Annotated in this window: 15 protein-coding genes and 1 other RNA gene; 6 read left to right on the top strand and 10 right to left on the bottom strand. The window is 61.3% G+C overall.

Annotated elements, in window-relative coordinates:
• Positions 1-5: 5 nt before the first annotated feature.
• From ABIT12_RS07960 to ABIT12_RS07980, 5 genes are all read right to left on the bottom strand, one after another.
• Complete coding sequence (locus ABIT12_RS07960; protein WP_348042272.1) at positions 6-329, bottom strand: YbaB/EbfC family nucleoid-associated protein; 324 nt, start codon at positions 327-329, stop codon at positions 6-8.
• A complete protein-coding gene (locus ABIT12_RS07965) occupies positions 326-2089 on the bottom strand; it encodes a DNA polymerase III subunit gamma/tau (RefSeq protein WP_348063321.1) in 1764 nt (587 codons plus the stop codon). The genes ABIT12_RS07960 and ABIT12_RS07965 overlap by 4 nt, the downstream gene beginning before the upstream one ends.
• A gap of 17 nt (positions 2090-2106) precedes the next feature.
• Positions 2107-2202, bottom strand: an RNA gene (gene ffs, locus ABIT12_RS07970) — signal recognition particle sRNA small type.
• 44 nt (positions 2203-2246) lie between these two features.
• The gene (locus ABIT12_RS07975) at positions 2247-2564 is read right to left on the bottom strand and encodes a type II toxin-antitoxin system PemK/MazF family toxin (RefSeq protein WP_348042274.1); all 318 of its coding nucleotides are present in this window, start codon (positions 2562-2564) and stop codon (positions 2247-2249) included.
• Positions 2561-2818: an AbrB/MazE/SpoVT family DNA-binding domain-containing protein gene (locus ABIT12_RS07980; protein ID WP_348042275.1), complete on the bottom strand. Its 258-nt coding sequence runs from the start codon at positions 2816-2818 to the stop codon at positions 2561-2563. Before ABIT12_RS07980 ends, ABIT12_RS07975 begins: the two co-directional genes overlap by 4 nt.
• Positions 2819-2993: 175 nt before the next feature.
• Here ABIT12_RS07980 and ABIT12_RS07985 point away from each other — a divergent pair, with 175 nt between their 5' ends.
• Entirely contained in the window at positions 2994-3479 is a 486-nt protein-coding gene (locus ABIT12_RS07985; RefSeq protein WP_348042276.1) for a DUF2165 family protein, read from the top strand.
• Here the strand turns inward: ABIT12_RS07985 and ABIT12_RS07990 are convergent.
• From ABIT12_RS07990 to ABIT12_RS08000, 3 genes are read right to left on the bottom strand one after another with little or no spacing between them, the layout of a single operon-like run.
• On the bottom strand, positions 3476-3919 hold the full coding sequence (locus ABIT12_RS07990; RefSeq protein WP_348042277.1) for a hypothetical protein: 444 nt from the start codon (positions 3917-3919) through the stop codon (positions 3476-3478). The two genes, ABIT12_RS07985 and ABIT12_RS07990, sit on opposite strands and share 4 nt — an antisense overlap.
• The gene (locus ABIT12_RS07995) at positions 3912-4586 is read right to left on the bottom strand and encodes a dienelactone hydrolase family protein (protein WP_348042278.1); all 675 of its coding nucleotides are present in this window, start codon (positions 4584-4586) and stop codon (positions 3912-3914) included. Before ABIT12_RS07995 ends, ABIT12_RS07990 begins: the two co-directional genes overlap by 8 nt.
• A 10-nt stretch (positions 4587-4596) precedes the next feature.
• Positions 4597-5424, bottom strand: coding sequence for a prephenate dehydratase (locus ABIT12_RS08000; protein WP_348042279.1), 828 nt, complete (start codon positions 5422-5424; stop codon positions 4597-4599).
• A gap of 256 nt (positions 5425-5680) precedes the next feature.
• On the opposite strand from ABIT12_RS08000, the gene ABIT12_RS08005 reads away from it, so the two are divergent.
• Both ABIT12_RS08005 and ABIT12_RS08010 read left to right on the top strand, forming a co-directional pair.
• On the top strand, positions 5681-6406 hold the full coding sequence (locus ABIT12_RS08005; protein ID WP_348042281.1) for a cytochrome c family protein: 726 nt from the start codon (positions 5681-5683) through the stop codon (positions 6404-6406).
• A 74-nt stretch (positions 6407-6480) separates the two neighbouring features.
• Positions 6481-7419, top strand: a complete 939-nt coding sequence (locus tag ABIT12_RS08010) for a glyoxylate/hydroxypyruvate reductase A (RefSeq protein ID WP_348042282.1) — start codon at positions 6481-6483, stop codon at positions 7417-7419.
• Positions 7420-7588: 169 nt separating this feature from the next.
• Here ABIT12_RS08010 and ABIT12_RS08015 read toward each other — a convergent pair whose 3' ends face one another.
• Positions 7589-8944, bottom strand: a complete 1356-nt coding sequence (locus ABIT12_RS08015; protein WP_348042283.1) for a leucyl aminopeptidase family protein — start codon at positions 8942-8944, stop codon at positions 7589-7591.
• Positions 8945-9051: 107 nt separating this feature from the next.
• Between ABIT12_RS08015 and ABIT12_RS08020 the strand changes: the two genes are divergently transcribed.
• From ABIT12_RS08020 to ABIT12_RS08030, 3 genes are all read left to right on the top strand, one after another.
• Entirely contained in the window at positions 9052-9870 is an 819-nt protein-coding gene (locus tag ABIT12_RS08020) for a tetratricopeptide repeat protein (RefSeq protein ID WP_348042284.1), read from the top strand.
• Between the two features lie 107 nt (positions 9871-9977).
• Complete coding sequence (locus tag ABIT12_RS08025) at positions 9978-11273, top strand: ankyrin repeat domain-containing protein (RefSeq protein WP_348042285.1); 1296 nt, start codon at positions 9978-9980, stop codon at positions 11271-11273.
• Positions 11261-12214, top strand: coding sequence for a hypothetical protein (locus ABIT12_RS08030; RefSeq protein ID WP_348042286.1), 954 nt, complete (start codon positions 11261-11263; stop codon positions 12212-12214). Before ABIT12_RS08025 ends, ABIT12_RS08030 begins: the two co-directional genes overlap by 13 nt.
• On the opposite strand, the gene ABIT12_RS08035 is transcribed toward ABIT12_RS08030, so the two are convergent.
• Positions 12211-13209 carry a type II secretion system F family protein gene (locus ABIT12_RS08035; protein WP_348042287.1) on the bottom strand — a complete coding sequence of 333 codons (999 nt, stop codon included), beginning with the start codon at positions 13207-13209 and terminating at the stop codon, positions 12211-12213. The two genes, ABIT12_RS08030 and ABIT12_RS08035, sit on opposite strands and share 4 nt — an antisense overlap.
• Positions 13210-13216: the final 7 nt, after the last annotated feature.

The raw sequence follows: 13216 nt of genomic DNA on the forward strand, positions 1-13216 counted from the left end.
ATTGCCTAAAACGGAAACTTCATGCCGGGGGGCAGCGGCAATCCCGCCGTCACTTCGCTCATCTTGGCCTGGGTTTCGTATTCGACCTTGGCCTTGGCGTCGTTGTGGGCGGCGATCAGCAGGTCCTCGAGCATTTCGGCATCTTCGGGCTTGAGCAGCGACGGATCGATCTTGAGGCCACGCATGTCGCCCTTGCCGGAAAGGGTGACGGTGACCATGCCGCCGGCGGACTGGCCGAGCACGACGAGATTGGCGAGGTCGGCCTGCATGGCCTCCATCTTGCCCTTCATTTCGCCGGCGGCCTTCATCATGCCCATGATGTCTTTCATTCGTCGTCCTCTTCATCCTTGATCGCATCGAGATAGGCTTCGACGGGCACCTGCTCAAGCTTGGGCACCACACGAACGGTTGATCCGGGAAACATTTCAAGGATCGCCTGCACCAGCGGGTCTTCGTGGGCCTCGGCCTTTTGCGCTTCTTCGTGCTGCTCGCGGAACTGACGCACAGTGGGGCCGGCGGGGGCCTTGCTCGATACGGTGATCAACCAGCGCTCGCCGGTCCATTGCTGCAGGCGCGCAGAGAGGGTGGCGATAATGCCCGGATCGGTGCCATCGGTGAGCGCCACTTCGATGCGGCCGGCGGAAAACGAAATCGGCCGCATGTTGGCTTCGAGCGCCAGCTTGACCAGAATGTCGCGCTTTTCGGCAGCGAGCGCGATCAGTTGCGCATAATTTTGCGGATTGGCGGAGGCCTGCGGCACAGACGGTTGGGGCGCGGCAAAGCTGGGCGCCTCGCGCGGCTGCTCGACGCGCAGGGCCTGCGGGCCACCGCCCGATGGCCGATTGAGCTGGGGCGGCGGCATCGGCGCGGATTGGAGCGGCTGGTTGGACAGTTTGGCCAGCAGTTCATCGGGGCTGGGCAGATCGGCGGCGTAGGCTAGCCGGACCAGCACCATTTCGGCAGCCTGCAAGCCGTTGCCGGCCCTGGAGACTTCATCATAGCCCTTGAACAGTATCTGCCAGCAGCGGGTCAGCGCCCGCATCGGCAGCTTACCGGCGAGGTCCGCGCCACGCTTACGCTCATCGGGGGTCAGCGACACATCATCGGCGGCGGCGGGCACCACCTTGATGCGGGTGACCAGATGGGTGAAATCGGCCAGATCGGAGACCAAAGTCTGCGGATCGGCGCCGGCATCGTACATCTCGCGCATGGTGGTCAGCGCCTGGCCGATATTGCCCGACATCAGCTCTTCGAACAGATCAATGGTCTTGGCGCGATCGCCGAGGCCCAGCATGGCTTTGACGGTCAAAGCCGAGACATGGCCATTGCCATGGGCGATGGCCTGATCGAGCAGCGAAAGATTGTCGCGGGCAGAGCCTTCGCCGGCGCGCACAATCATGGCGAGGGCCTCGGGTTCAAAGCCGATCGCCTCCTGCGCCAGGATGTTTTCGAGATAGGCGGTCATCACTTCGGGGATGATACGGCGCAGATCGAAACGCTGGCAGCGCGACAGGATAGTCACCGGCACCTTGCGGATTTCGGTGGTGGCGAAGATGAACTTCACATAGGGCGGTGGCTCTTCGAGCGTCTTGAGCAGCCCATTGAAAGCTTGCGTCGACAGCATGTGTACTTCGTCGATGATGTAGACTTTATAGGGCGCCGAGACCGGGCCGTATTTCACCGAGTCGATGATTTCGCGGATGCTGTCGATGCCGGTATTGGAGGCGGCGTCCATTTCAATGACATCGACATGGCGCCCTTCGATAATGGCGCGGCAGTGCTCGCCTTCGACGTCGAGATCAAGCGTCGGGTGCTTGCCGGTGGCATCCTGATAATTGAAGGCGCGGGCCAGAATGCGCGCCGTGGTGGTCTTGCCGACGCCGCGCACGCCGGTGAGCATGAAGGCATGGTGGATGCGGTTCTGCTTGAAGGCATTGCCCAGGGTCTGGACCATGGCATCCTGACCGATAAGCGTCGAAAAGCTCACCGGGCGATATTTGCGCGCCAGTACCAGATAGGGGGACGAAGCTGTATCAGGCGAAGCCATACTGCCCTTGGTCACCGTGTAAGGAGAATCTGCGCGAGCCATCTGGCATCATAGGCAGAAGTAGGAGGCTGGCAACGACCCGTGAAGGTCTCGTTGGGGCTGCTTCCTTCCGGACCTGACCCGGTTGGCGAGGAACACGTCCGCGCCAACCTCCCGGCGCTGTATATGGCCAAGGATTGTGGCGATGGCAAGGGGGCAGTTAGGGTGCGAACATTGCAGCTAAAGTCTCCAAGGTCTGCGTCAGAACGATTGGATCGACCTCCCCCAACTGCCGTCGCAACCGCTCCTTCGCTACCGTCCGAATCTGATCGAGCAGGATCAGGCCGGGCTGGCTTTCAAAAGTGACCGGGATCCGAAATGGAGCGGGGCGAGACTTGGATGTCAAAGGGACGATGACAACAGTACGCAATCTCTCATTCATATCAAAAGGTGAGATGATGAGTGATGGTCTAGTCTTGCGGATTTCGCTGCCAACCGTGGGATCCAGCGAGACGAGCCATATTTCGCCGCGCTTCACCAGACCCACTCATCGTCTGCATCTTCGACGAAGTCTTCCCAGACAAATTCGTCGTCGCCTGCTTCGGCGATCAATTTGGCCGCCTCGGCCCAACCCTCACGCGGGTGCTTCTTGGCGACCTGTTCGATCACCAGTCGGCCGTCGATAACACTGATATTGAGCTGGTCACCCGCCTGCACGCCGAGTTCACTCAGCAGCGGCTTGGGAATGATCACTCCTGATGAATTGCCGAACTTTTTAAGGGTGCTTTGCATCGCGCCTCCAGATTCAAAAATCTAGCATCTCGGCAGCGATGTTACAACATTGTTGTCACGGGCTCTTGTGCGGCTAGCGGCGGCGAAAACCAACGCATGCGAGCTACGCGGGGCGCTGGCTTATCCTCACGGAAAAATCATGCACAATCGGTTTGGATGCAAACGGGATGGCGTGATGGAACAGATGACAATCTGGGTGCAGGTGGCGATGGTGGCAATGCCGACGCTGTGGCTGGTGCTGGGAGCGCTGGAGAATGTGCGGGCACCCAAGGCCAATGGCGACATGGTGGCCGGGGTGCTGGCGATGGCGCAGATGCGGGAAGAATTTCCGGAGCTGTTTGCGGTGCTGGGGCGCAACCGGATTACCCATGCGGGGCTGCACAAGGCTATCTTTGCCGGCATCGTCACGGCGGAATGCCTGGTTGCGGTTTTGATGGTAATCGGCACGCTGATGCTGCTGGCGGCAGCGTTTGGATTGGGTTCGCTGGAGACGGCGCGAGTGGTGGCGACGCTCGGCGTTCTGGGGTTCACCCTGATCTGGTCGGCGTTTCTGGTGGGCGGGCAGTGGGTGCATTACTGGGCGGGTTATGAGGGCGCCCAGCACACCCATCTGAAACTGACGATCTGGGGCGGTGTGGTGCTGTGCCTGCTGGTGCTTTAGGCCCGCCAGAAGGCGATGGCTTCGCTGAGGACGTCATGGGCGAGGCGCGGTTCGTGACCGGGCGTGTAAAGCATGACCCGCTGCACGCTATTGCCATTGTAGAGACTGACCATGAAGTCTTCGACGCCGAGGCTGGAATAGTCAGCGATCGGCACTTTGACCGCTTCGATGCGGAGGGTGGCGTTGCCCGAGCCGAGGGCGAAAATAGCGGCCATGGCGGGCGAGCGGCGCCCCAGTTCGGCACGATAAGCCAACATGTCCTCGACGCCGAACACCTGATCGGGCTGGTGGCGATGCGCGGCAAAGACGCGATCGGGATAGTGATCGAGCAGTATCGCCACCAGCAGCGCCCGACGCGCCGAGAGGGGCGCTGCGAGGCTGTGATGGTGTTCGGCCTCGATCAGCGCGAAGTGCTGCTCCAAAGAGAGCGGATCAGGCAAGGTGCTTGGCAAAGAAGGCTAGCGTGCGCTGATTGGCCAGTTTGGCCGCTTCGGCATTGTAGTTTTCGGGACGCTCGAAATTGCAGAAACCGTGGCCGGCCGGATAGACGTAGATCGGCAGATCCGGGTGGGCCGCACGCAACTCGTTGATCTGTTCGAGCGGAATGCCCTTGTCGTTGTCACCATAGTGCATTTCGAGCGGCATGGTGGGAGCGAGGCCGATATAGCTGGGCACGCCGCCACCGTAATAGCCGGACGCCGCCGCGAGGCCGAGGCCAAAATGGGCGGCGCGCCAGGCGGTGGCGCCGCCAAAGCAATAGCCGGTTATGCCAACCTTACCGACATCAGCAACGGCTTTGACAGCCGCTTCTACATCGAGGCGAGCGGTGTCGTGGCTGAAATTTTGCATCAGCTCACCAATATGAGCGAAGCCGGTGGGGCCGTAATCCTGGCTTTCGTAACCCAGTTCAACACGATCAAACAGCGCCGGGGCGATGGCAACATAGCCTTCGGTGGCGTAGCGATCGACTTCGGCGCGGACGAAGTTATTGAGGCCCCAGACCTCCTGGATCACCACCACCGCGCCTTTGGGCTTGCCAGCAGGCGTAGTGCGATAGGCGTTGAAAGTGAAGCCGTCACTGGACGTGAGTTTGATGCGGTCGCCCATGGATGCGTCCTTATTTATTATCCGATGCCGGATAAACACCGAGCACCTTGAAATAGTCCGTAAAAAATTTCAGTTCGTCGAAAGCGTGCTGGACGCCGGGATCGGAGGGATGGCCTTCGATATCGGCATAAAACTGGGTGGCGGTGAAGGCACCACCGACCATGTAGCTTTCCAGCTTGGTCATGTTGACGCCGTTGGTGGCAAAGCCGCCCATCGCCTTGTAGAGCGCGGCGGGGACGTTGCGGACGCGGAAGACGAACGTGGTCTTGACCCTGCCGCCCTGTGGAGCTTCGTCCTGCTGGGGCGAGAGCACCAGAAAGCGGGTGGTGTTGTGCGAGGCGTCTTCGATGTTTTCAGCCAGAACATTGAGGCCGTAAAGCTCACCGGCAAAGCGCGAGGCGATGGCGGCGACCGATTTGTCGGCTTTCTGCGAGACTTCGCGGGCGGAGCCGGCAGTGTCGACGGCGTTGATGGTGCGGAACTTGTGCCTGGCGATGAATTTGCGGCACTGGCCCAGCGCCACCGAAAGCGACTGCACCGCCTTGATGTCTTCCAGCGTGGCACCGGGGACACCCAGGAGGGTCATTTCGACGCGCAGATAGGTCTCGCCGGTGATGAACAGGCCGCTTTCGGGCAGCAGGTGATGGATATCGGTGATACGGCCATAGAGCGAATTTTCCACCGGAACGACGCCAAAGGCGGCCTTGCCGGTTTGCACCGCAGCAATGGTTTCCTCGAAGGTGACGCAGCCCAGCGGCTCGCCTTGGGGGAACATGCGGCTGGCGGCGGCGTGGCTGAAGGCGCCGGGCTCACCCTGGAAGGCGATTTTCTGGGACATCTGGCTTTTCCGAAAACGTGTGGCAGGCTTTTGAACCGCTCTGGAAACGGAGTCAATTCAGCCGGGCGGCTCCAAACAAATCCGGGCGCGGCGGGGAATTGTCGCAGTGCGCAATGGGCTGTTGCACGGGCAGAGCCTTGATACTATCTTCCGCGCGCGTTCGGCACCCGCTGTTGAGGCGATTTTCTCATTGAGAATCGAAAGTTTGTCGGGTTCCCTCTAGATGGGCGCTGGGGTTGACTGGCAGAGAGACCAAATGGATTCGTTCGAGCTAAACAAGATCATTGGCGCCGTTCTCGGCACCCTGTTGTTCGTCATGGGTGTCGGCATTGTCGCCGAGTCCGTTTACAAGCCGCTTGAGGATCGTGGTCCGGGCTATGCCCTGCCCGAACCGGTAGCAGTGGCCGATGCCGGCGCCGCACCGGCCAAGGCCGAAGTGCCGCTGGCAGTGCTGCTGGCCAGCGCCGATGCCACCAAGGGCCAGGCCGACGTAAAAAAATGCCAGTCCTGCCATAACTTCGGCAAGGGCGAGGGCAACAAGACCGGCCCGCTGCTCTATGGCGTTGTCGATCGCATGCCGGCCAGCCACGAAGGCTTCCAGTATTCGGAAGGAATGACAGAGCACAAGACCAAGGGCGAAAACTGGACCTATGAGCGCCTCAATGCGTTCCTGACCTCGCCAAAGACTTATACCCCGGGCACCAAGATGAATTTCCCCGGCGTCAAGGACCCAGCAGAGCGCGCCGATATTCTGGCCTATCTACAGACCCTGTCCGATGCCCCAGTGCCGTTCCCGGCGCCTGATGCAGCTGCTGCCGCGGCGCCTGCTGCTGCCACCACGCCGGCTGCTACTCCGGCCGCTGCGGCCACCACGCCAGCTGCCACCCCGGTAGCAGCGCCTGCCGCTGGCGCAGCGACTACCGCACCTGCCGCCACCGACGCCGCTGCACCTGCAGCCACACCGGTGACCACGACGAAGTAATGCCGGCCTGATCCGGACGTTTTCAAAGCCGCGCCCCTGGGTGCGGCTTTTTGTTTAGCCTGAGGGGAAACACCATGCTGCTTTTGCACCTGTCTGACGTCGATGAAGCCAGTTGGGGCACGCGGCTGGCCGAGGCGTTGGCGCCCTACCCCGTAGTCCGGCGCGGCGATGCCTACGATCCGGCCGATATCCGTTATATCTTCGTGTGGAAACCCAAGCCCGAGGCGTTCGATGGGCTGAGCAATCTGAAGGCGGTGCTGTCGCTGGGCGCCGGGGTCGATGCGCTGCTGCGCCACCCCAACCTGCCCGACGCGCCGATCGTGCGCTTTGTCGACGACGACCTCAGCCAGCGGATGAGCGATTATGTGGTGGCCCATGTCACCATGCATCACCGGCTCTATACGCGGTTTCGGGCTGATCAGAAGGCGAAACGCTGGAGCCAGCTATATCCGCCGGCGGCGGGGCAGACGACGGTAGGCATCATGGGCATGGGCGTTTTGGGCCAGGATGCGGCCAAGCGCCTGCTGCCGTTGGGCTTTACGCTGCGAAGCTGGAGCCGGACACCCAAGCAGATGGACGGGATCGAAGGATTTTCGGGCGATGCTGGGTTCGAGCCGTTTCTCAGCGGGACCGATATTCTGGTCAACCTGTTGCCGCTGACGCCGGATACGGCAGGTATCTTGAACTATCAGACGTTCGGCAAGCTGCGGCGCGGCGTGCTCGATGGCGGCCCGGTGATTGTCAATGCGGCGCGGGGCGGGCATCAGAGCGAAGCCGATATTGCCCGGGCGCTGGGTGATGGCACGCTGGGGGCGGCAAGCCTTGATGTGTTTCAGGTGGAGCCGCTGCCCCAGGACAGCCCGCTCTGGGCCATCGAGAATTGCTATGTCACCCCACATATCGCGGCGATTTCCAGCGAACGCACCGGGGTGGTGTATTTCTCCAGCATCATCAAGAACCATGAGGCGGGCAAGCCGCTGATCAATGTGGTGGATCGGGCGCGGGGGTATTGAGCCATCGAGCTTCGCCCTCTCCCCTTGAGGGAGAGGGACAGATTTTCTGCGTTCAGCAGGAAATCAGGGTGAGGGGTTGTTTCCGCAGGCAACAATGCGGGTGAGAAACCACTCATCCGGCGCTGCGCGCCACCTTCTCCCTCAAGGAGAGAAGGGGACCTTCGAATACTCACGCTGCCGGATAGCGCTGTTTAAGCACCCCATAAACTGCCCGGATGCCCTGGTCGGTGCCGCCGAACTGTCGGCCGGCACGGGCCTCGGGAGCCCAGCCGTAAATATCCAGGTGGACCCAGGCAGTGGCCTGGAGCACGAAACGCTTGAGGAACATGGCGGCGGTGATCGAGCCGGCAAAGCCGCCGGCGCCGGCATTGTTCACATCGGCGATCTTGGAGTTCATCATTGCGTCATAGGGGGCCCATAGCGGCATCTGCCAGAGCGGGTCATCGGCGAGCAGGCCGGCTGCCATCAGGTCGCGCGCCAGTTTATCGTCGGTAGAATAAAGCGGCGGCAATTCGGGACCGAGGGCAACGCGGGCGGCACCGGTCAGGGTCGCCATGTCGAGCAGCAGCTCGGGGCTTTCCTCATCGGCGAGCGCCAGAGCATCGGCCAGGATCAGCCGGCCTTCGGCATCGGTATTGCCGATTTCAACGGTGAGGCCACGGCGCGACGGCAGGATATCGCCGGGGCGGAAGGCAGCGCCGGCGATAGAGTTTTCCACCACCGGGATCAGCACGCGCAGGCGCAGCTTCAGGCCCGCATCGATGATGGCATGAGCCAGACCCAGCACATTGGCGGCGCCGCCCATATCCTTTTTCATCAGCAGCATGCCCGCCGAAGGCTTGATGTCGAGGCCCCCGGTATCGAAGGTGACGCCCTTGCCAACCAGCGTGACCTTGGGATGGCGCACGTTGCCCCAGCTCAGATCGAGCAGGCGCGGCGGCTGGGCGCTGGCGCGGCCGACCGCGTGGATCAGCGGAAAATTGGCCTTGAGCAGATCGTCGCCGACAATGGCCTTGAGCTTCATCTTGTGGCGGGTGGCGAAGGCGCGGATTTCGCGCTCGAAGGCGTCGGGGCCGAGGTCGTTGGCGGGGGTATTGATCAGGTCACGAGCGAGATAGGCCGCATCGGTCAGGCGGGCCACTTCGGCAGTATCGGCCCGACCCGGCCCGGCCAGAACCGGCGCCCCACCCTTGCCCTTCTTGTAGCGATCGAAGCGATAGGCCCCGAGACGGAAGGCAATCGCGGCCATGGTCGGATCGCCATAGGCGCCTTCGAGACGGTAACTCCCCTGGGGCAGGTTGGCGGCGGCCAGCCCGGCCATCATGATGGGGCGGTCGGCAGCATCGCCAATGCCGAACAGATAGGCGGTCAGCGCGCCATCGGCTCCGGGGACGGGCAGAAGCCGCCCGTGCTGGCCGGTAAAGCGATTGTGGCTGGCCCAGCGCAACTGGGCTTCGGTCAATCCACTGGAGGCAACAGTACCCTCTTCGACAAAAATCAGAGGGACGGTGCGGGACTTGGGCATTGACGATTACTCGGGTTGCGCCAGCAATGTGTACGCCGGCATGGAGACCGCCGCAATCGGCTTAAAGTGTCACTTTAACGCGCTGTTAGGGTTAATGATTTATTGAATTGACCAGGTTCGGCGCGGTTTGGCGCCAGAGAGGTCATCCGATCGTGCTGCTGGTTTCGCAGTTTTCCCGGCCCATTCGCGCTTTGTTGCTGGCAGGCGTTTCGGCGTTCATCCTGTCGGGCTGCGCCATGAACAATACCAGCATGCCCTCACCCGATTTCTCCGGAATGTCACGCAGCGCGGCGGAAGCCAATCTGGCGACGCTGCAGGCGCGTTACAAAGCCAATCCCCGCGACAAGGGCCTGATCATTTATTTCGCCGCAGCGCTGCGGGCCCAGGGCCAGAGCGACCAGGCCATCGCGGTGCTCGAACAGGGCATGGGCTATTACAAGAACGACGTCGATATCAGCGTGGCCTATGCCAAGGCGCTGACAGCGGGCGGGCGGTTTGAACAGGCGCTGTCGGTGATCGACAATGCTATCCGTCCGGATGCGCCGGACTGGAATGCGCTCTCGGTCAAGGGAGCAATCCTGGATCAAATGGGCCGTAATCCGGAAGCGCGCCAGCTCTATGCTCAGGCATCGGTGATCGCGCCCGGCGAGGCTTCGATCGAGGCCAATTTCGGGCTGTCCTTTGCCATGACCAATGATCTGGGTTCGGCCGAGCAGCATTTGCGCAAGGCGGTGGGCATGTATGGCGCCACCAGCCAGATCCGGCAGAACCTGGCCCTGATCCTGGGGCTGCAGGGGCGGTTTGACGAATGCCGGGCGATCTATGCAGCCGAGCTGCCGCCCGATCAGGTCGAGGCCAACATGGCCTATGTAAAATCGCTCCTGACCCAACAGAACCGCTGGGATACTGTCGCCAAGGCGCAGTAATCCTGCATCACTTCTGTTCCCCGCACTGTCGCACTGATTGACATCACCGGTTTAATAAGACGTGCTGGCCCTAATGGGGGGCTGACGAAATTTTCCGTTTTATTGCCGTGGCGTTGACGCTGCTGACGACTTTTTTTCCAATCACCACATGGGCGCAGACTGTCCCGATCGATGCGGTCGACTTTGCCTTGAAGAACCCCGCCCGTCCGGTGGACTATTATGACGGGCTGCGGGCGGCGGATGCCGGGCAGAAGGAAGTGGCGATCACGCTGTGGCTGAGTGCGGCGCAGCTTGGCGATGGCAAGGCCATGCTGGAAATTGCCAAGGCCTATGCTGCGGGCGACATCCTGCCGAAATCGCCGATCCTTGCCGCATATTATTTTGCACTCGGGGTGCGCTTCGGGCAGACGCCCACCAGCGATCCGTTCGTGGGTCTTGACCCGGCAGACGTGAGCAAGATCAAGGCGGAAGTGGCGCAGTTTGCGCCGGAAAAGTTTCCGCCCGTAGAGGCAGCGGCAACCCATGCGACGTTCGCAGATTTTCTTGGTGTTGTGGATGCGGGCGACATCGAGGGCGTCCGCATGGGGCTCAGCGTCAATCCTACCTATTCAGCAGACCACGACGCCAATGGCTGGACGGCACTGATGCATGCGGCGCTGATTGCCCGGGGCGATATTGTTCAACTGCTGCTCGACAAAGGCGCCGAGGTCCGGGCCGTGACCAATGAAGGCTATACGGCGCTGCACTTCGCGGCGCTGACCGGCTCGGACGAGATCGCGCAACTGCTGATCGAGCACGGTGCTTCGACACTGATCGCCACCCCGAAGGGCCTGGCACCAGCTATGGTGGCAAGCGATGCCGACCATGCGGAACTGGCCAAAACGATTGCGGCCAGGGCTCATGACGAAATGGTCGCGGTGCAGAAAAAGCTCAATCTGCTTGGATACGATGTTGGTACGGCCGATGGCACCGCCGGATCGATCACCATCAGTCAGCTGGCGGTGTTTGCCCATGGCTTCAGCCTGCCCAATCCAAATATCAGCTATCCGCTGCTGGCCCGGCTCTCGACCATCCAGGCGGTGCGGGTATGGGGGGTGGTCGTTGATTACACCAAGGACGGGGGCGAATGGCGCATCTGGCGCAATATCACTGCCCAGAACCGAAAGGCCGCCGAAGACGAGTTGATCGGCACTTGCAAATCGACCGAGGGCGCGAAAAAGTGCGCGGTGGAGTTCTCGGTTCCCCTGGGGTCATGCATGGCACTGGCCATGTCGGACAGCGATGAAGCGTGGTCGAAAATATTCAGCACCAAAGCGGCGGCAGAAGCCGATGGGCTGGAACAATGCTCGAAACAAAGCTCCCGCAGCACCTGCAAAGTACAGGCTTCGTTTTGCGTAAACTGATCAGGGTTTTGGCGGCAGTTTTGGCGCTGACCGCGATGGCGTGGTCGGCAAGCTACGCGCAGCAGGCGCCGCTGCTACCGGTATCGCCGACGGATTACGCCCAATGCGACGCATTTTCCCAACAGTACAGCGCTTACCTGCGGGATTTGCGGACCAAGGCGTCGACCTGCGAGCGCAATCTGACGCCCAGCGAAATTCGCTATAATCGGGTGCGGGTACAATGTGTGGCTTTGGATTGGCCGGCGGCCTGTGCAGCCGAAGTCGAGCTTAGCGCCTGCGCCCATAATGATCAGGCGGGCCTGTTGGCCCAGTGCCGGGCCATGGTGCGTGCCGCCCAGGAGAACTTGCAGGCCAACATGCCGCCCGACTATCGGGACCAGTTGATTGGCGACAGTTTCGACCAGGCGTTCAAGCCGGACAATATGCTGCCCAAAGTGGCGCGTGATCTGATTTCCAAGGCCAAGCTGCTGGATAGCTTCCTCAAAGCCAGCGACGATCCAAGTGCGGCCAAGGTGCTGGATTTTGGGCAGAACCTGGCCAAAAACGTCTATGCGCTGACGGGCCCGGGCGCCCTGGCCAAGGCATTGTTCAATTCAGCAGTGTCCGGCGTCGCCGGAACCGGCGCCATGGCGATCAATGATGCGGAAGATGCGCTGGCGCGGTTCGATATGGACTATCAATCTACCGCGCCACAGATCAAAGGCGTGCCGGTGGCGGCGCTGATCAAGAGCGTTCCGGCGCCGGCGCCCACCCAGCATGCGCCGAGTTCAGGTGGCGGGCAAAGCCATCGGCAGACCATGTGCAGCCATGGGGTTCCCGACGGGGCCTATTACTGCGCCAATGACTACAACGCCTATGGCTGTCACTGCAGCGGAGGCGTCTGCCGACTTAACGATTATGCTTTCGGTGGCTGCAATAATCCAGGCACTATCATGCACTAGAACGACTTCACCGTCTGGGAGAAGGCGGTGATGATGGCAGGGGCCATGATGACAATGAACAGCACCGGCAGGAAGAACAGGATCAGCGGTACGGTCATTTTCGGGGGCAGCGAAGCGGCCTTCTTTTCAGCCTCCATCATGCGCTGTTCGCGGCCTTCTTCGGCCATGACGCGCAGCGCCTGACCCACCGACGTGCCGTAACGATCAGCCTGGATCAGCGCCGTCATCACCGATTTGACATTGTCGAGCCCGGTGCGGCGGCCGAGGTTTTCATAGGCGCGGCTACGTTCATCGAGAAACGACAGTTCGGCCGTGGTCAGGGTCAACTCCTCGGCCAGGGCAACACTTTGCTGGCCGATTTCCTTGGCGACGCGCTTGAAGGCGTGTTCCATCGACATGCCCGCTTCAACGCAAAGCAGCATCAGATCGAGGCAATCTGGCCAGGCCTTGCGGATCGACGCCTGGCGTTTGACGGTGGCGTTCTTGAGCAGGACATTGGGCAGGAACGAGGCAATGATGGCTGCGGCGATGGCATAGAGCAGATTAAGGAACAGCGGTTTATCGGGGTACATGACGAAAATCAGGTACAGGGAAACCAATACGAAAATGCCGACCGGGGTGGCAAAGCGCATGAACAGGAACGTGGTCAGATGCCCCTGCCCGCGAAACCCGGCCATGGCCAGTTTGTCGACGGTGCCTTCATCGAGAAACGCCTTCTCCAGCGAGAAGCGCTGCACGACGTTCTTCATATAGTTCTTGGTTTCTTCGTTGCGGCGGATGCTGCCGCGCGAGTCCAGGGTGGTATTGCCGCGCAGTCGCGCCATTTCCTCGGCGCGCATTTTTTCGCGCTCCAGGGCAACGCGCTTGATCCGCGACTTCATCTCCGACTTGACAATAAAGGACGAGCCGAAGGTGAACACCACGGCGCCGGCAGAGACGGCAGCCAGCACCGAAATCAGAAATTCGCGACTGCTCAAGAGTGCGACGATATCCATGCCAGCC

It is taken from the genome of Devosia sp. (genome assembly GCF_039927955.1).
Taxonomy (GTDB): Bacteria; Pseudomonadota; Alphaproteobacteria; order Rhizobiales; family Devosiaceae; genus Devosia.

What these genes read in the sequence shown, in the direction of transcription:
- ABIT12_RS07960 (WP_348042272.1), bottom strand. Translation starts at nt 329, where the DNA reads ATGAAAGACATCATGGGCATGATGAAGGCCGCCGGCGAAATGAAGGGC.
- ABIT12_RS07965 (WP_348063321.1), bottom strand. Translation starts at nt 2,089, where the DNA reads ATGGCTCGCGCAGATTCTCCTTACACGGTGACCAAGGGCAGTATGGCT.
- ABIT12_RS07980 (WP_348042275.1), bottom strand. Translation starts at nt 2,818, where the DNA reads ATGCAAAGCACCCTTAAAAAGTTCGGCAATTCATCAGGAGTGATCATT.
- ABIT12_RS07985 (WP_348042276.1), top strand. Translation starts at nt 2,994, where the DNA reads ATGGAACAGATGACAATCTGGGTGCAGGTGGCGATGGTGGCAATGCCG.
- ABIT12_RS07995 (WP_348042278.1), bottom strand. Translation starts at nt 4,586, where the DNA reads ATGGGCGACCGCATCAAACTCACGTCCAGTGACGGCTTCACTTTCAAC.
- ABIT12_RS08000 (WP_348042279.1), bottom strand. Translation starts at nt 5,424, where the DNA reads ATGTCCCAGAAAATCGCCTTCCAGGGTGAGCCCGGCGCCTTCAGCCAC.
- ABIT12_RS08005 (WP_348042281.1), top strand. Translation starts at nt 5,681, where the DNA reads ATGGATTCGTTCGAGCTAAACAAGATCATTGGCGCCGTTCTCGGCACC.
- ABIT12_RS08010 (WP_348042282.1), top strand. Translation starts at nt 6,481, where the DNA reads ATGCTGCTTTTGCACCTGTCTGACGTCGATGAAGCCAGTTGGGGCACG.
- ABIT12_RS08015 (WP_348042283.1), bottom strand. Translation starts at nt 8,944, where the DNA reads ATGCCCAAGTCCCGCACCGTCCCTCTGATTTTTGTCGAAGAGGGTACT.
- ABIT12_RS08035 (WP_348042287.1), bottom strand. Translation starts at nt 13,209, where the DNA reads ATGGATATCGTCGCACTCTTGAGCAGTCGCGAATTTCTGATTTCGGTG.